This window comes from Micromonospora sp. NPDC048935 (assembly GCF_043197875.1).
Taxonomy (GTDB): Bacteria; Actinomycetota; Actinomycetes; order Mycobacteriales; family Micromonosporaceae; genus Micromonospora.
On sequence record NZ_JBICTZ010000010.1, the window covers coordinates 147,797 to 164,685 of the forward strand.

The 16,889-nt window shown below is 71.7% G+C and carries 16 protein-coding genes; 5 read left to right on the top strand and 11 right to left on the bottom strand.

Features of this window, described 5'->3' with window-relative positions:
- Nucleotides 1-8: 8 nt before the first annotated feature.
- From ACGFIW_RS25410 to ACGFIW_RS25425, 4 genes are all read right to left on the bottom strand, one after another.
- Nucleotides 9-575: a copper resistance protein CopC gene (locus ACGFIW_RS25410; RefSeq protein WP_393320848.1), complete on the bottom strand. Its 567-nt coding sequence runs from the start codon at nt 573-575 to the stop codon at nt 9-11.
- A 23-nt stretch (nt 576-598) separates the two neighbouring features.
- Nucleotides 599-1,810, bottom strand: coding sequence for a Dyp-type peroxidase (locus tag ACGFIW_RS25415; RefSeq protein ID WP_393320404.1), 1,212 nt, complete (start codon nt 1,808-1,810; stop codon nt 599-601).
- A gap of 23 nt (nt 1,811-1,833) precedes the next feature.
- Nucleotides 1,834-2,433 (bottom strand): copper chaperone PCu(A)C, encoded by a 600-nt coding sequence (locus tag ACGFIW_RS25420; protein WP_393320406.1) that lies wholly within the window; start codon nt 2,431-2,433, stop codon nt 1,834-1,836.
- A gap of 65 nt (nt 2,434-2,498) precedes the next feature.
- Complete coding sequence (locus ACGFIW_RS25425; protein ID WP_393320409.1) at nt 2,499-4,688, bottom strand: copper resistance protein CopC; 2,190 nt, start codon at nt 4,686-4,688, stop codon at nt 2,499-2,501.
- 337 nt (nt 4,689-5,025) lie between these two features.
- Here ACGFIW_RS25425 and ACGFIW_RS25430 point away from each other — a divergent pair, with 337 nt between their 5' ends.
- A complete protein-coding gene (locus tag ACGFIW_RS25430) occupies nt 5,026-6,018 on the top strand; it encodes a zinc-dependent alcohol dehydrogenase family protein (protein WP_393320412.1) in 993 nt (330 codons plus the stop codon).
- A gap of 334 nt (nt 6,019-6,352) precedes the next feature.
- Here ACGFIW_RS25430 and ACGFIW_RS25435 read toward each other — a convergent pair whose 3' ends face one another.
- On the bottom strand, nt 6,353-7,075 hold the full coding sequence (locus ACGFIW_RS25435) for a helix-turn-helix domain-containing protein (protein WP_393320415.1): 723 nt from the start codon (nt 7,073-7,075) through the stop codon (nt 6,353-6,355).
- Between ACGFIW_RS25435 and ACGFIW_RS25440 the strand changes: the two genes are divergently transcribed.
- The 4 genes from ACGFIW_RS25440 (at nt 7,046) to ACGFIW_RS25455 (ending at nt 11,076) form a co-directional block, all read left to right on the top strand.
- Nucleotides 7,046-7,420 (top strand): hypothetical protein, encoded by a 375-nt coding sequence (locus ACGFIW_RS25440; protein ID WP_393320418.1) that lies wholly within the window; start codon nt 7,046-7,048, stop codon nt 7,418-7,420. The two genes, ACGFIW_RS25435 and ACGFIW_RS25440, sit on opposite strands and share 30 nt — an antisense overlap.
- Nucleotides 7,421-7,433: 13 nt before the next feature.
- Entirely contained in the window at nt 7,434-9,797 is a 2,364-nt protein-coding gene (locus ACGFIW_RS25445; RefSeq protein WP_393320421.1) for a metallophosphoesterase, read from the top strand.
- Between the two features lie 5 nt (nt 9,798-9,802).
- Nucleotides 9,803-10,447 carry an SLATT domain-containing protein gene (locus ACGFIW_RS25450; protein ID WP_393320424.1) on the top strand — a complete coding sequence of 215 codons (645 nt, stop codon included), beginning with the start codon at nt 9,803-9,805 and terminating at the stop codon, nt 10,445-10,447.
- Nucleotides 10,448-10,560: 113 nt separating this feature from the next.
- Entirely contained in the window at nt 10,561-11,076 is a 516-nt protein-coding gene (locus tag ACGFIW_RS25455) for a hypothetical protein (RefSeq protein WP_393320427.1), read from the top strand.
- Nucleotides 11,077-11,303: 227 nt separating this feature from the next.
- Here ACGFIW_RS25455 and ACGFIW_RS25460 read toward each other — a convergent pair whose 3' ends face one another.
- From ACGFIW_RS25460 to ACGFIW_RS25485, 6 genes are read right to left on the bottom strand one after another with little or no spacing between them, the layout of a single operon-like run.
- Nucleotides 11,304-11,699, bottom strand: a complete 396-nt coding sequence (locus ACGFIW_RS25460) for a hypothetical protein (RefSeq protein ID WP_393320430.1) — start codon at nt 11,697-11,699, stop codon at nt 11,304-11,306.
- A gap of 27 nt (nt 11,700-11,726) precedes the next feature.
- Entirely contained in the window at nt 11,727-12,404 is a 678-nt protein-coding gene (locus ACGFIW_RS25465; RefSeq protein WP_393320433.1) for an ABC transporter ATP-binding protein, read from the bottom strand.
- On the bottom strand, nt 12,401-13,405 hold the full coding sequence (locus ACGFIW_RS25470) for an ABC transporter ATP-binding protein (protein ID WP_393320436.1): 1,005 nt from the start codon (nt 13,403-13,405) through the stop codon (nt 12,401-12,403). The genes ACGFIW_RS25465 and ACGFIW_RS25470 overlap by 4 nt, the downstream gene beginning before the upstream one ends.
- Nucleotides 13,402-14,286 (bottom strand): ABC transporter permease, encoded by an 885-nt coding sequence (locus ACGFIW_RS25475; protein WP_393320439.1) that lies wholly within the window; start codon nt 14,284-14,286, stop codon nt 13,402-13,404. Before ACGFIW_RS25475 ends, ACGFIW_RS25470 begins: the two co-directional genes overlap by 4 nt.
- Complete coding sequence (locus ACGFIW_RS25480) at nt 14,279-15,298, bottom strand: ABC transporter permease (protein ID WP_393320442.1); 1,020 nt, start codon at nt 15,296-15,298, stop codon at nt 14,279-14,281. The genes ACGFIW_RS25475 and ACGFIW_RS25480 overlap by 8 nt, the downstream gene beginning before the upstream one ends.
- Nucleotides 15,268-16,857, bottom strand: a complete 1,590-nt coding sequence (locus ACGFIW_RS25485) for an ABC transporter substrate-binding protein (protein ID WP_393320851.1) — start codon at nt 16,855-16,857, stop codon at nt 15,268-15,270. Before ACGFIW_RS25485 ends, ACGFIW_RS25480 begins: the two co-directional genes overlap by 31 nt.
- Nucleotides 16,858-16,889: the final 32 nt, after the last annotated feature.

Here is a 16,889-nt window from a genome sequence, read left to right on the forward strand (position 1 = left end):
CGGTCGGGTCAGCGACGGGTGGCCCGCCGCCGCCACAGCAGCCCGGCCGCCACCACGACGAGGACGGGAAGCACGGCCCCCGCGACGAGTACGCCGGCACCCGTGCCGCCATCGGTCCGCACCGCGGCGGCGGGGGGAGTGGCCGCCGACGTACCGGCGTCGGCGGTCGGCGCGGCGCGGGACGCGGGGTCGGCCACCGTGAACGGGTACGACCCCTGCACCGGGTGCCCGTCGACGGAGACGACCCGGTAGGCGACCGTGTACGTCCCGTTCGGGAGTGGGTCGGTCACCTGGACCGTGCTCTTCGCACCGGTGACCACCGGGTCGCCGGTGGCGAGCTTCCGCCTGGTGGCGTCGGTGAGCACGACTGTGGTGAACGCGGGGTCGAGCCGCTGCATGAATTCCAGGGCGACCTGGGTCGGTGCGCTCGGCAGGGTCGCGTCCCGGGCCGGCGTCGCCGACTTGAGCGAGTTGTGCGCCCAGGCCGGGGCGGCCGGGACGAGCAGCACCACGAGGACGGCGAGCATCGCCGCGCCGAACCGGACGGCGCTGGGGCGGGACGGCGGCACGGTCATCGCGATCCTCCGGTTTGGCTGACTCATCCGAGCACCTGCTCGCCGACCCATCCTCCCGGCTGACATCCGGGCGGGATGGCGAAGACGGCGGACCCGATCGGCGTGGTCCACTCGTTGAGCAGGTCCCGGTCGGCCAACCGGCGCTGGATGGGCAGGTACTGCCGGGCGATGTCGGCCTGGTACGACGTGAAGATCAACCCGCTGTCGGCGTGGCCCTCGGCCGTCGGCACCCCGTCGTAGTTGTAGGGCCGGCGCAGGATCTTCAGCCGGTCGTCGGTGACGCGCGCCCGGGTGAGGTGCGAGAAGTCGGGGATGACGGTGAGCCCGTCGGCGCCGGTGGCGGCGAAGTCGGGCTCGTCGTGCTCGGCGCTGCCGGTGAGGGGGGCGCCGGTGTCGAGCCGCCGCCCGACGGCCAGTTCCCGATCGGCGCGGCCGAGCAGGTCCCAGGTCTCCATGTTCATGCTGATCCGCCGCACCACGAGTGTGGTGCTGTCGCGTAGCCACGCCGGGCCGTCCGGCACCCACAGGGCGGTGTCCAGCGGGGTGCCGGGCCGGGGGTTGGCGGTGCCGTCGAGTTGGCCGAACAGGTTGCGTTGGGTGTGGCCGTCCGGCTCGACGCCGGGGCTGCGGCGGAAGCCCTGCTGGACCCACCGCACGGTGGCGAAGGGCCGGCTGTCCTTGATCAGGACTCGTTGGGCGTGAGCGACGGTGATCGCGTCGTCCGCGCAGATCTGCACCAGCAGGTCACCGCCGGACCAGGCCGGCTGGAGGCGGTCGATGCGGAACGACGGCAGGTCGGCGACCGAGGTCGGCCGGCGGTCGTCGACGCCGGCGGCCCGGTACAGGCCGGGCCCGAAACCGAAGGTCACGGTCAGCCGGGCCGGCAGCAGCCCGAGTTCGGCCTCGGTGTCGGCAAGCGCCGGTTGGCCCCGGGTGAGACGGGCCGCGTCGTCGGTGAGCAGCCGCAGCATCCGACCCAGCGCCGCCCGGTCGGTGCCGGCCCGCAGGGTGAACGCCACGAACGAGGCGTGCGCCTGTGGTTCGGTGGCCACGCCGGCCTGCCGGGGGCCGTGGAACGGCTCGACCAGGCCGCCGACGGTCGCCGCCAACGTCGTGTCGGCGGTCGCCGGCGGTGACGCGGTCTTTCCGACGCGGGTCGCGGCGATCGCGGCTGCGCCGGTCAGGGCTCCACCAGCGGCCAGGGCTGTGCCGGTGAGCAGACCACGCCTGCTCACCGGCCGCACGGGTGGCGTCTCGGTCACGACGTCGGGCTCATGCTCATTCCCGGCGTGGCACTCATGCCGGTCATGGGCTCGCCGTGCCCGGGGGCGTAGCTCTCCTGCGCGCCGGTGAACGGCTTGGCCACCGCCGTGAACTGCTGGGTCCGGCCGTCACCGAAGGTCAGGGTGACTGTCAACTCGTCGCCGGCCTGGACGGGCCTGGTGAGGTTCATCAGCATCAGGTGGTCGCCGCCGGGCTCCAGGGCGTGCGTGCCCCTGGCCTTGACGACGATGCCGCCCTGCTTCGGCCGCATGACCATCTTGCCGTCCTGCATGGCCATCTCGTGCAGCTCCATCGGCGACACCGAGGTCGTGGCGCTGGTCACTGTGACATCGCTGTCGCCGTTGTTGACCAGGGTCCCGAACGCCGCCGTCATGCCCTTGTCGGCGGCCTTCACCCACGGGTCACGAATGCCGACCACACCGGCGTCCGGGTTGGCCGAGGCCGATGCGGACGGGCCCGGCTGTGCCGTCGCCGGGGAGTCGGACGAGCCGCAACCCGCGACGCCCGCCGCCAGGACCGCGGCGGCGAGGACGGTGGCCGAGCGGCGTAAACCGAGTGGGCTGGTGGTGCGCATGTGTTCTTCCTCCGATGATCGCTGCTGGCTGTTAGGTCGGCCGCAGCGGGGAGAAAGTTCCGGCCTCAGGGCACGTTGATCGTGAACTCGGCGGTGTGCACCTTCCCGGCGATCTGGAAGTCGAAGAACGCCCGGTACCGGCCCGAGCTGGGCGCGGTCAGCCAGAACTTGACCGACCCGTCGACCAACTCCGGCTCGGGGTGGACGTGCACGTACCCGAGATCGCCCTCACGGACGACGACCAGATGCCCGTACGCGCCCAGATACCGCTCCAACTGCGCGGGAACGGTCGGGTCGGCGCTGACCCGGAAGTGCATCGGCGCCGTCACCCCCACCGTCGGGGTGCCGTTCATCGACACCGCGTACGGCCCGGCCGTCGCCTCGGCCCGCACCGGCGGCAGCGCGGTCGGGGTGTGCGCACCGGGCACGGTGTGGTCGACGCCCAGCACGAGGGGGATCTGCGTGCCGTTCGTCGCGGTGACGGAGAAGTCGGCGTAGACGCGGTAGCCGCCGGGCCGGGCCAGCGTCAGGGGGACGCTCCAGGTGCCGTCGGCCGCCATCGTCGGGTGCAGGTGCTGGTAGCCGGACAGGTCGCGGCCGACCACGATCATGTGCAACGGCTTGTCGTGGACGACCGCGAAGCGGGTCGCCGGCTGCCGGTCGGTCCCGACGATGCGAAACCGGTAGTCGGCGCGTACACCCGGGGGTTGGGTCCGCTCCAGCGGTTGCAGGGTGTAGCCGCCGGCGCTGACCGTCGTCCCGGTCGCCAGCGCCGCGCCCGCCGCGTCGTCACCCCGATGCGTGTGTGGACCGGTACCGGCCGGGTGTTGGTGCCCGTCGGTCGCAGAGCCCTCCTGCCCCGAGGCGGGCGGACCCGCCGCGGGCTGTCGGGTGTCGCGGTCCGCCCGGTTCTCGTCGCCGGTCCCGATGCGGGCCAGTCCGAACCCGGCCAGCAGGGCGATCACCAGCCCGCCGACGAGCAGCGCCAGGTGGGTGTTGCTCAGCCGGGCCCCGGGCGTCACGCCGGCGAGGTCCGCGTCAGGCCGTGCTCCGGGGTCGACAGTCGGCTCGTCGTCCGTGCTGGCGAGGGGCTGCTCCACCTGATCGGTCGGCGTCGGCTCGACGGTGACGCCCGTGCGGGCCGTGACGACCGTGTCGCCCTTGCGCGCCGCCGGCACGGTGGCGGGCCGCCGCCTGTCGCTGGCGGTACGCGCGACGACGCCGGTCGCCGCGCCGACCTCGCCGCCGCCGGCCTTGCCCCCGCTGGTCCTGCCCCCGCTGGTCCTGCCTCCGCTGGCCTTGGCCCCGACGGTCCTGCCAGCGCCGGCCTTGCCTCCGGCGCCCTCGCCTCCGGCGGTCTTGTCCCCGGCGGTCTTGTCCCCGGTGTTCTTGCCGCCGGTGTTCTTGTCCCCGGCGGTCTTGCCCCCGGCGGTCTTGCCAGCGCCGGCCCTGTTCGCGGAACGGGTGCCACCGCCGCGCCGACCGGAGGCCGCCCGCGAGGTACGGCCCCTGCCGGCGGAAGCCGATCGGCGACGCCAGACGACGTACCCGGCCACCGCCCCGACCGCCGCGACCACCGCCAAGCCGGTCCAGGCCAGTGCGCCGGGACCGCTCTCGTCGGTCGCTCCGGTCGACGGGGCCGCCGCAGCCGGCGGGGTCGACGGATCGTCAGCGGTGGTCGGCACCGCCGACGCCTGCCCGGAGGTGTTGTGCTGCTCGGTGGCGGCCACCAGCGCCGGGTCCGGCTGGGTCGACGGCGGGCTCCACCCCTTCGGCGCTGCCGTCACCCGCCCGTCGTAGCGGAAGGTCAGGGTGCCCCGCACGGTGTCGCCGTCCGAGGCGACCGACAGGTAGCTCACCGAGTACTGGCCCTTGGCGGGCAGGTGGGCGACGGTCACCACCGCGGGGAACCCCGTCGTGTACTCCCGTGGCTCGAACTGCCCGTTGACCAGGAAGTACTCCCGTACCGGCTTCTCCAGCGGCTTCGGCTCCCCCTGCGACCAGCCGTTGTCGACACGGGTGCCACCGGGGGCGGTGATCGTGAAGAACGCGTTGGCGGCGGCCTTCTCGGTGAAGAGGAGTCGCACCTCCGTGAACGGCTCGCGCACGGTGGTGCCGCTCGCCGGTGTGGACTCGGCGAGGGTCCCGTGCGCCGCGGCGGGTTGGGCGGACGCGAGGAGGGCGACCGCCGAGGCGAGGAGGAACGCGAGGAGGCCCGAGACCACCCGCCCGCAAGTCTGGGGGAGACGACGCATCTGGATATCCTCACCCTCGCGAGACTTTTTTCAAGAGGTGACGATCTTCTTCCTCGGACGACAAAAGTTGACGATGAGGCCGTACGCCGCTGCGGCCGGACGCCCCGGGTGGACAGATCCCCTGGCCAGCCATGCCGCCGGCGGCGCTGGTTCGCCCCGTCGTGACCGACTGGGCGTCGTAGGAGGGGACCCGGTGGAAATCCGGGACCGCCCCGCAGTGGTGAGTGGGAACGACCGCCGTCGTCAGCACTGGGCAACGGCCTGGTCCGAGGAACCCGCCCCGACGCCGATCCGGTCGGATAGCGTCCACGTGGAGACTCGATCACGGAGAGTGTGGATGGTTATGCGCGCTGCGGTGCTGCGGGAGTTCGACGTTCCGCTGACGGTCGAGGAGATCGATCAACCCACCCCCGGGCGTGGGCAGGTGCTGGTGCGGATCGTCGCCAGCGGCGTCAACCCGCTCGACACGAAGATCCAGGCGGGAAAGGCCGCGCACGCGCGCATCCAGCCTCCCACGGTGCTCGGCCTGGACCTCGCCGGCGTCGTCGCGGCGGTCGACGCGGAGGTGACCGGCTTCGCGCCCGGAGACGAGGTGTACGGGTTGTGCGGAGGCGTGGGCAACCTCCAGGGTTCACTCGCCGAGTACGCCGCCGTGGACGCCCGGCTGCTGGCCCGCAAGCCGAACACCCTCTCGATGCGGGAGGCCGCCGCGTTGCCGCTGGCGGCGATCACCTCCTGGGAGGGCCTGGTCGACCGGGCCGGGGTCCGCGCCGGGCAGAAGGTGCTGGTGCACGGCGGTGCCGGCGGTGTCGGATACGTGGGCGTGCAGCTCGCCCAGGCGCGCGGCGCCGAGGCGTACGCCACCGGCGGGCCGGCGAGCCTGCGGGTCATCGAGAGCCTGGGCGCCGTGCCGATCGACTACACCTCGACAAGTGTCGAGGAGTACGTGCAGCGGTACACCGGCGGCGAGGGGTTCGACATCATCGTCGACAACGTCGGTGGCCCGACGCTCGACGCGTCCTTCGCGGCGGTGCGCACCTACCACGGGCACGTGGTCAGCGCGCTGGGCTGGGGGTCGCACTCGCTCGCCCCGCTGTCGTTCCGGGGCGCGACCTATTCCGGCGTGTTCACCCTGCTGCCGATGTTGACCGGGCGGGGCCGCGAACACCACGGCGAGATCCTGCGCGAGATCGCGGCGCTGGCCGATGCCGGAGCGCTGCGCCCGCGACTGGATCCACACACGTTCACGCTCGACACGGTCATGGACGCCCACCGGCTGGTCGCCGGCGGCACCGCCGAGGGCAAGGTCATCGTGGACGTCGCCGGTTGACCTGAGCCCTTCGTTCACACCGGAGTGCTCCGCGGTTCTGCCGGGCAGTCGACAAGACTCTATGTCACCTGGCAGAGGAGCGTGCGCAGGTCGAGGCGGTAAGGAGCCGCTGGTTGGCCTGGCCTTGCAACTGGGAGCAGATTGGGTGCAGGGTGGCGAAGAGGTCTCCGCGACCGAAGTGCTCGCCGACGCCGGACAGAGACCAGGGGCTTTGACCTGCGGTGTTGGAAATCAAGTGGTGCGGCGTGACCTCCCGGTGAAGAGCGAAGAGGTCAAGCCTCCAACCTCCCGACTGGCTGGTGCTGGCTGTTGAACTGAGGCCTGCCGGCGTCAATCACGAGGCCAGCCGCATCGATGCATGCCACTGGCTGTCGTCGCGGTGGCGTCGGTACGGATCCCGCGAGCTGAGACCCAGATCCCACTGGCGAATCTCTGAGCAGGGCTTCCTGAACGGTGACCTCTTCGGCCGATCCGAAGGCGTCAGCGATGGCGCCGCCGCGCAGCCGCCGCCTCGACAGCATGATCGCCACCATGATGGGTCGGTCACGCGCGGACGATCTGGTTGCCGCTCTGCCGGCCCGAGCATGGTGCCGGCTGTCCGCAGATAGAACTCGGGCTTCTCCCGGTTGTATGCATGCCAGCCGGTGCCGCCGGGGACTTCGACCAGCAGCACCGTTTTGCCGTCCACTGGCACCGGCCGTACAGTCGCCTCCGGGTCTGGGTCGATGTTGCTGCGGATCATGTTGTGCAGCGCGAGCATGAGCTCGTCCAGCTTCGTCGTGTCAACTCCGGCGATCTGACTGTCGTCGGTCACCCCGATCAGCACGGTTCCGCCCTTGCCGGAGGTGAACGCGGCCACCGTCTTGAGCATCTTCCTCCGGTGCTCACTGACGGGCAGCTGCTCCTTGAACTCGACGTACTGCGATTCGCCGCCGGCGATCAGCACCCTCGCGTCAGCTCCGGGCAGGTCCCAGATGACCGAACTGTCGGTGTCGCCGCCCGGCCCGGGTGCGGGGAAGTAGCGGAAGTGCAGCCAGTCGTCGTCGGAGCGCAGCATCACGACAGCTCCGGCTTCGACTTCCGGGTCGCCAACCAGGGCTTCGTCTGGTCCTACCCCGAGCGCAGACCTGGTAGGCCACACCTCATCCGCACCGACGTCGCCGTGCTGTACGTCGGCGACGAGGCGGAGAAACAGGCGCTACTCCTCGGCGAGCCCGAGATCTTCCTCGCCACAACCACGTACGACGGGCTGCCGCTGCCGCTGCCGCTGCCGCTGCCGCTGCCGCAGGTGGACGTGGACCGCCTGACGGAACTCGTCACCGACGCCTGGCGCATGTGCGCCCCCCGTTTTCCGCACCCGACGGATCCCGACTCGCCTATCGATCGTGGTGTGCCCGGCTGAGTACGATTGCGACGTGAAGCTGAAGACGTTGTTCGTGATCATGCCATTTGGCATCCGTCCCCTGGAGGACGGGACGGAACACGACTTCGACGCCTTCTATCTGCGGATTTTGAAACCGATCGCGCAGGACGCCGGATTTGATGTGCTTCGGGTCGACGAGGTCGTTCAGGCGGGCAATGTCACTCACCAGGCGATGCAGTCGCTCTACCAGGCCGACCTGGTGGTCGCAGACGTCAGCGTGCCGAACAGCAACGTCTACTACGAACTCGGCGTGCGCCAGGCGCTTTCCTCCGGTGGCACGATCCTGGTCGCCGCCGCCGGGACGATCCTGCCGTTCGACATCAGCAACCAGCGTATCCACTTCTACGAACGGGACTTCGCCGCCGACACCGTGTTCGCCGAGCGCTACCGTGACGCGCTTGGGGTGAGCTTCCGCCCCGCCAACAACCCGGTCCACAACGCACTCAGCGCGCTCGGCGTCGCTCCCGACCCGCAGTCGTCGCGGGCCGCGTTCGAGCGGGAGTTCGACGCGAAGCTGTCCCGGGCCGACCGCGACGAGCAGCTTGTCGCGCTCTGGAGTTGGACCAGACAGTTCCCCAACGTGCCCACCTCCGCCCTGCTCGCGCTGGCCGAACGGCTGGCCAAGGTGGAGGACTGGGCCCGTGCCGCCGAGGTGCTGCAGGCTGCCTTCCCGGCCGCCCAGGGCGATTACGAGGTGCACCGGCAGCGTGGTTTCTACCTGCGCATGAGCGGTGACTTCCAGGGCGGTGCGGACGAGCTCGAACAGGCTCTGCGGCTGAATCCCAACGATCCGGAAACGTTGGGAATCCTGGGTGGAACGGCGAAACGGCAGAACAGGTACGCCGACGCTCTGGACTATTATTCCCGGGCCTCCCGGATCGCACCGGGAAGTCTTTATCTCCGCGTCGCGTACGCCGGCATGCTGATTCTCAGCGAGCCGGCTCGGCTCGCGGAGGCGCAGCGACTCTACGACGAGCTGCGGACCTTCGTCGACGATACCGAGACGCTGGTCGGCGACTACTGGGCCGATCTGGTCTCGGCCGAGGCGCACTTCGTGCTCGGCGACTTCGACAGCGGCATCCGCAGGGCCGAGGACGCCATCCGCAACGGGGCCTCGCCGGCCGCCGCGGGCTCCACCGCGGAGCAGATCCGGATGCTCGGCGCGGCGGGCGTCCACCCCGCGGAGGCGGCCGAATTCGCCCGCTGGCTCACCCAGGCCGCACGGGCCCGCGCCCGCGGAGTCGCGACAGTCGAGCCGTTCGCACCGTCCCGTCGTCCACACCTGATCTTCCACATCTCCGACGTGCACTTCGGGCCGTCCGGGCTCAAGGACAGCACCCCCGCCGTCGCGAGCATGCACCGGTTCAACCCCGACCAGAACACGTTGCCCCTGTACGAGGAACTGGCCGACGAGTTCCTGGCCGCGATGAAACGGGAGAAGTGCGCGGCCCGGGACGTCACGATCGTCGTATCGGGAGACATGGCGTACACCGGCCAGCCCGCCGAACTGGCCATGGTGCACGACTTCCTGGCGGCGCTGTGCGCTGCGGTCGGGTTGGACCACGGCCAGGTGGTCCTGGTGCCGGGAAACCACGACATCGACTGGACCGCACCCAAGCACGATCTCGGTCGGCGGTTCGACAACTACCTGTCGTTCGTCCGTAAGTTCTATGGCAAGCAGCGCTTCCAAGAGCTGTTCCCGCTGGTCACGTGGAACTTCGAGATCGGCGACGAGCGGCCCGAGCCGAACCAGCTGATCTACTTCAGCCGTCAGGGTCCCTGCACGTTCGTCGGCCTGAACTCCTGCATCTTCGAGGACGACCAGAACCACTACGGGTACGTGGGGCTGCGCCAACTCAACGCGGTCCAGAAATGGCTGCGGGACAATGCCGCGGGCGGCGACGCCGACGACGACGGCATCCGGGTGGCGGTCATGCACCACCACCTGCACCCGTACCCCGAGGCGCTGGGGCCGGCCAGGACGGCGAGCAACATCGTGACGGACATGTCCACCGTCCGCGACGCCGGCATCGTCGAGCAGCGTCTGTCCCGGATGGGTTTTTCGCTGCTGTTGCACGGCCACAAGCACAAGCCGCAACTGCGCGAGACGTCGGTGCTCAACCGCGAGGAGAGTACGGTGCACGTCGGTCGGTCGCTGATCGTCTCCGGCTGCGGCAGCACCGGTGTAGCCGAGAGCGGACTGGAGCACAATCAGTCCAACCATTTCGCCATCCTCAAGGTGCTGCGCAACCGACGTGAGCCCGGTGCCGACTTCCTTCAGGTCGAGTGGCGTGAGATGGCGTTGCAGGCGGGTGCCGAGTGGGTGTCCAGCGCCCGCTGGATCATCAAGGGCTGAGCCCCGTGGCCCGTATCCGCCCCGACGGGCGTCCCCTGCCGCGCAACCTGAGCTATCCGACGTCGACCACCGGTACCGCGGGCGACGAGCGGGACAGCCTGATCGCGCTGTTCGGTTGGGCGGAGGAGCGCACCCAGTTGACCATCGACTGGTACCTGTGGCGCAAGACGAGCCGGGCCCGCTGGTCCAAGGCGTGCCGTGGCGCGGCCATCCTGCTCGGCGTCGGAGGCGGGGTCGTCCCGCTGCTGCACGCCGCCTGGCCGGGCGGACCCGGCCCCGAGTGGGGTTTCGTGCTGCTCGCGGTCGCCGGTGGGTTTGTGCTGGCCGACCGCATCTTCGGCTTCAGCTCGTCCTGGACCAGGTTCATGCGTACCCAGGCCACTCTTCAGACCGATCTGGCCAGGGCCCAGGCCCGCTTCCTGAGTTGGCGTGGTGCCCTGCCGGACGGCGCCACGATCCCGCCGGACGCCGCCGCCGAGGTGGTCGCGATCGCCAACGAGCTCATCGAGAAGACGACCACTGTGGTGTTTCAGGAGACCGCGTCCTGGGCGGACGACCTGGCGGTGCAGATCGAGCAGGCCAATGCCCGGCTCGTGCTCGGCCCGCAGAGCACGCCCACCTCCGGTGGCTCGGCTGCACCGCCGGCCTGAACGGCTACCGAGCGCGGCACCTCGCGGCAGTCGCGCGACGCCGCCGCGGACGTCACGGCGGTCAGCGCGAGCAACAGCAGCTGAGGCGACCCTGACGCCACAATGACGGCTCGATGCGACTGTCCTCGTGCGCCGCGGAGCGCGGCTCGGGAGACAAGGAGCAGTTGTCATGGGTGCTTCAACGCCGACTGCGAGTGCTCAAACCACTAGATCACCGGGACGTCGGCACGGTGGTCTGCCCGGACATGCGCGGCTACGGACAGTCGGGAAAGGCGCGGATCCGCCCCGACCACTCCCAGCAGTCCAAGCGTGCGGTGGCCGGGGACATGCTCCGTCTGATGAACGCGCTCGGCCATCCGACGTTCGCCGCTGCCGAGCGACCTTCGCGTGAAGCTGATCGACGCGAAGGCGCGGATCCCCGCGAGCTGGACCCCGCCGCCCCCGCCCGTCGGGAAGAACTGGACCGTCAAGGGGACCCCGGTCGAGCCTACGCGGGTGGGCGGTCGCTCGGGCCTGCCTACTTCAACCGCCCCGGCCCGCGGGTCGTCGACGGCGCGGAGATCCTCGCCGGCATCCTCGCTGGCCGCCCCGACTCCCGTGCCCGACGGGTTCCTCCAGACGCCCGGTGATACTGCCGCGCCTGCGCGGCCGGGGCGGTCATCGGCGGTGGCGGGCAGCCACAAGCGACGCTGGGGCGGCGGACACCGCCACCCCACACCGCGCGCTCAGGTGAGTGTGCCGCGCACCGGGTTCCCTCTTACGACGCCCCACCACGACGGTGGGGCGAACCAGCACAGCCGCCCACCATACGGTGTCTGATCCGATCCGCGGTGCCGTCGTGGTGGCCCACCCTCGCTCAAGCGGACAGCGCCCGGTCGGTGCTGACGTCAGGCTTCGCCGCGTTCGCCACTGCTCGCGCCGCCCGCCTGTTGTTCCATTCCAGGAGACCGATCATGAGCGCGACGGCGCCGCCAGGGATGACGACAACTCCAGCGCCGAGCCACGACCCGAGCGCCATGAGCGCCAAGCACGCCGTGGGCTGCGTCCAGCCCGGAACCTGGTTCCACCACGTCCGGCGCAGCACGGCTCGTGACCATTGCTCGACGATCCCGGCCACCGCGGGGTCCGGGTGCCGTTTCCCGTGGCCGGCCCTGCGGATCGCCTCCTGTCGCTTCCCGCTCGGGAGCTGACGGAACGCCTTCATCGCGGCCCGCCGTTCGTCCTTGGTCACGTCGTAGAGGCTGTTTTCCACGGCGCCATCATGGCCGATCTCGCAGCGTCAGGCGCATGCTCTCGCCGCGCCGGCGAGGTCGACGACCCGGTCGCTCCAGCGGTGCAGCAGGGTCTGGTCGTGGGTGATGACCAGGACACCGGCGTGCTGCGTGCGCTGGTAGTCGCGGATCACGGCGGCGACGTGCGCCTGGGTGGAGGCGTCGAGCATCGCGGTGGCCTCGTCGCAGAGCAGGTAGTCGGGGCGGTGCACGAGGGCACGGGCGAGGCAGGCGCGTTGCAACTGCCCGTCGGACACCGCGTGGGGACGCCGACCGCGCAGATCCGCGGTGAGACCGACGAGGCCGGCGAGTTCGGTCACCCGTTCCCGGATGACCGACTCGGGCGTCCGGGTGGCGCGCAGCGGTTCGGCGATCAGGTCGGTGAGGCTCAGGCGAGGGTCGGCGGCGGCGCGCGGGCTCTGGAAGAGGGCGGCGACGCGGGTCCGTACGGCGACCGGCACTGCGTACCGGACCGCGTCGACCGGGGTGCCGTCGATGCTGACCCGGCCCTGATCGGGGCGGTGCAGCAGGGCCAGGACCCGGACCAGTGTGGACTTTCCGCAGCCGGACGGCCCGCGCAGTCCGACCGTCTCCCCCCGGTCGATCCGCAGGGTGACGTCGTCGAGGACGACCTGACGGCCGTACCCGACGGTCACCCGGTCGGCGAGGAGGTGCGTGCTTGTCACGTGACGACTCCGGAAACGATCGGGTGGTGGCAGGCCACCGTGCCGCCACCGGTGACAGGTGTCGGCAGTGGCCGGTCCGCGCAGGTGCCGGTTCGCCGTGGGCAGCGGGGCGCGAACGCGCACCCCGGGGGCAGCGCGGTGAGCATCGGCGGGTCGCCCGGCACCGGCCGGAAGGCCCGGTCCGGCAGGGCGTCGAGCAGCGCCGAGGCGTACGGGTGGGTCGGTGCGGTGAAGAGTTCGTCGGTGTCCCGGTGTTCCACGATGCGGCTGGCGTACATCACGGCGACGGTGTCGGCGACCCGGCGTGCGGCGGCCAGGTCGTGCGTGATGAGCACGACGGCGGAGCCGTTGTCGCAGCGGCGACGCAGCAGGTCGAGGGTGTGGTCGACCAGGGGCCGGTCCAGCCCGGTGGTGGGCTCGTCGGCGATGAGCAACGACGGATCGGGTGCCAGTGCGAGCGCGGTGACCAGGCGTTGTGCCATGCCGCCGGACAGCTCGTGCGGGTAGCGGTCCAGGTCGGCCGGGTCGAGCCCGACATCGGCCGCGAGGTGGTCGGCGTCGGCACGGTCGCGGCCGTGCGCCCGCAGCGTCTCGGCGAGCAGCCGGCGTCCGGTGCGGACCGGGTTCAGGGCGGTGGCCGGGCTCTGCGGAACCAGCCCGACCCGGCGTCCGCGTACCCTCCGGGCCAGGTGGCGCTCGCCGCAGCCGACCAGGTCCACCGGGTCGGTGCCCGGGTGGTGCAGCAGGGCGTGACCGGTGGTCGTGGCGTTGGCCGGCAGGAGGCCGAGCAGGGCGTGGGCCAGGACGGACTTGCCGCAGCCGGACTCGCCCACGATGGCCAGCAACTCGCCGGCCCGGACGGTGAGGCTGAGGTCGCTGACGGCACGCACGCGGGTGTCCCGGAGCCGGAACTCGACGCCGAGGCCGTCCACGGCGAGCAGCGGCTGGCGCGTGGCGGCGCGGGGTGACGCCGCGGCGGGAACGGATTCGGTGGTGGTCACAGGTGCAGCTCCGCTCGGACCCGGGGATCGAGGCGGTCGCGCCAGCGGGCGGCGAGGACCGCGATGGCGAGGGTGACGACGACGATGACCGCGCCCGGTGCCAGGCTGGCCCACCACGCGCCGGTCAGTAGCGACCCCTGCCCATCGTTGATCATGTTGCCCAACGAGGCGAGGTGCGGCGGCAGGCCGAGGCCGAGGAACGACAGGGCGGTCTCGTGCCACACCGCGTGCGGGATCATCAGGGTGGTGGCCAGCGCCAGCCGGGGCAGGACGTGCGGCAGCAGGTGTCGCCTGAGGACCCGGAGCCGGCCGGCTCCGCCGCCGATGGCGGCGTCGATGAACGGTCGGGTCCGCAGGCTGAGCAACTCGGATCGGACGATGCGGGCGGTGGACAGCCAGTGGGTGAGCCCGACGGAGGCGATCACCGCGCCGAGGCTGGGCCGCAGCATGGCGACGATGAAGATGCCCAGCAGCAGGTGCGGCATCGCGGCGATGGTGTCCACGATCCGCATCAGGACGCGGTCCACCCGGCCGCCGAGCGTGCCGGCGATCCCGCCCACCACACCGCCGAGGACTGTGGCGACGAGCGCGGCGACCGCGCCGACGAGCAGCGACACCCGCAGCCCGTAGACCGCGCGGTGCGCCACGTCCCGGCCCAGGTCGTCGGTGCCGGCGGAGTGTGCCCAGGACGGCGACAGACGGGTCTGGTCCAGCGCGACCGCGCTCTGGTCCAGCGGCCAGACGAGCGGGGCGAGCAGCGAGCCGACGACGGCGACGAGGAGCACGAGGCCGGCCGTGACGACACCGGCCCGGCCGGGCCGTAGCCGCAGCCGGGAACGGGCGATCCGGAGCAGCGCCGGTCGGGCGGCGAGGTCAGCCATCGAGTCGTACCCTCGGGTCGGCGGCGGCGTAGGCGAGGTCGGTCGCCAGGTTCGCGGCCAGCACCACGGCGGTGGTGACCAGCGTGATCGCCGCCAGCAGCGGGAAGTCGCTGCCCAGCGCTGCGGCGACCGTGACGGCACCGAGGCCCGGCAGTGAGAAGACCGTCTCGACCAGCACCGCCCCGCCGACCAGCTCGGGCAGGTGGGTGCCGACCAGGGTGAGGAACGGCAGCAGCGCGGTCCGCAGCGCGTGCCCGAACAGCACCGTCCGACCGGGCAACCCGCGCGCCCGCGCGGCGAGTACGTGGTCGTCGCGCAGGCTCTCCGCGACCGCGTCCCGGACGAACAGCACGAACCACGGCGCCTGGGACACGGCCAGCACCCCGACCGGCAGGATCAGGTGGTGCGCCACATCGGACCAGGACGTGCTGGTCGCGGTGACGTCGGTGAGCCCGCCGGCCGGCAACCACCCCAGGGCCAGCGCGAACACGGCGATCGCGGCCAGGCCCAGCCAGAACACCGGCATCGACTCGACCGCGTAGGCCGCCATCCGCAACGCGCGGTCGAAGAACCCACCCCGGCGGTACGCGGCCAGCGCGCCCAGCAGCAGGCTCGCGGCCAGGACCAGGGCGAGGGTCACGCCGATCAGCAGCAGCGTCCAGCCGGCCCGGGCGGCGAGCACCGAGGCGACCGGCTCGTGGCGACTTGTCGACCAGCCGAGGTCGCCCTGGACCAGGTTGCCGATCCAGCGCAGGTACTGCACCGGCAGGGGATCGTCGACGCCCCAGTTGGCGCGCAGCTGGGCCAGGTTCTCCTCGCTGGCGGTGAAGGCCGCCGCGCCCGCGTACTGCTTCGCGGGGTCGACAGGCGACGCCGCACCGAGGGCGAACATTCCGATGCTTGTCGCGGCGAGCACCGGCACGGCGACCAGCAGTCGACGCCGGACCACCGCGCCCGCCCCGGCCAGGCGACCGGAGCGGGTCACGACCGGGTCCAGGTGTCGATGTTCCACCAGAGGCTGTTCGCCACCCCGTGCTCGTGCGCCTCGACCCGGGGAGCCACGCCCCGCACCGAGGACTTCAGCACGTAGGTGTGCCGCAGGTAGGTGAGGAACAGCCACGGTACGTCGGTGGCGAGTTGCTTCTGGAACCGCGCGTACGCGGCCTTGCGCAGGGCCGGGTCGATCCGGTCGCGGCCCTCCTGGAGGGCCCGGTCGGTCACCTCGGAGCGGTACGAGCCGGGGTTGAAGTAGCCCTGCCCGGCGAACCGCGAGCCGAACAGTTTGTAGGAGACGAAGTCCGGGTCGTACGGCGTGCCGTAGCCCATCAGCAGGGCGTCGGACTTCATTCGCGGGTCGATGGCGTCCCAGGTCAGCCCCGCCGGGGTCACCTCGATGCCGATCTTCTTCGCGTCGGCGGTGACGGCGAGGGCCAGATCCTTGCGCAGCGTGTCGCTAGCCGGGTACATCAGCGTGAACCGCGCCGGTCGGCCGTCCTTGACGCGTACCCCGCCGGAACCCGGGGTCCAGCCGGCCGCGTCGAGCAGCGCTCCGGCCGCCGTCGGGTCGGGGGTGGGCCTGCCGATGATCGAGGGGTCGGCGAACTCGGAGGTCGGGGGGATCGGGCCGAACGCCGGTTCTCCGGCGCCACCGAGGAGCCCGGACACCATCGCGGCCCGGTCGACGGCCAGGTTGAGCGCCCGGCGGACCGCCGGGTCGGCGAGGACCGGGTTTCCCGTCGGCAGCATCACGCCGCGGTAGTCGGCGGTCGGCACCCGCTGCACCCGGTACGTGGCGTCGGCGTCGAAACCGGAGGCGAGCTTCGGCGGCAGCTCGGCGGCGTCGAACTCGCCGGCCCGCATCCGCTGGGCGCGGACGTTGTCGTCGGCGACGAACGCGACCACCACCCGGTCGTTCTTTGGCCGGCCACCGAAGTAGCGCTCGTTGGCCGTCAGCATCAGGCGGTCGCCCGGCGTCCAGGACGCGACCCGGTACGGCCCGGTCCCGATCGGCCTGCGGTTGAACCCGGCGGTGTTGATGTCCTGCCCGCCGAGCAGCTTGGCGGGCACGATGCCGAGGGTGAGCCGTTGCAGGAACGGCGCGTACGGGTAGCGCAGTCGGAACACGACGGTGGCGGCGTCGGGCGCGGTCACCGACTCCAGCATGTCCAGGTCGGAGCGGAGCGTCGAGTCGACGGTCGGATCCAGGACGGCCTGGTACGTGAAGACGACGTCCTGGGCGGTCAGCGTGGTGCCGTCGTGGAACCGTACGCCGTCGCGGAGCTTCGCGGTCACGGTGCGCCCGTCGGGGGACAGCTCCGGCAACGCCGTGGCCAGACCGGCGACGAGGCGGTTGTCGATGTCCCGGGTGACGAGACCGTCGAAGATCAGCGAGGCGCCGTCGACGCCGTAGTTGAGCACCGGGTTCAACGCGTCCGGCTCGTCGGAGGTGGCGACGACGAGCGTCGTGCCGCCGGTGGAGCCGTCGGGGGTGGCCGGGGCCGCGCAGGCGGCGAGGACGAGCATCCCCGACGCCGCGGTCGACGCCGCGAGGCGTCGGAGGGTCGGACGCATCCGGGTCACGGAGGGCTCCTGTGGTGTGGGGA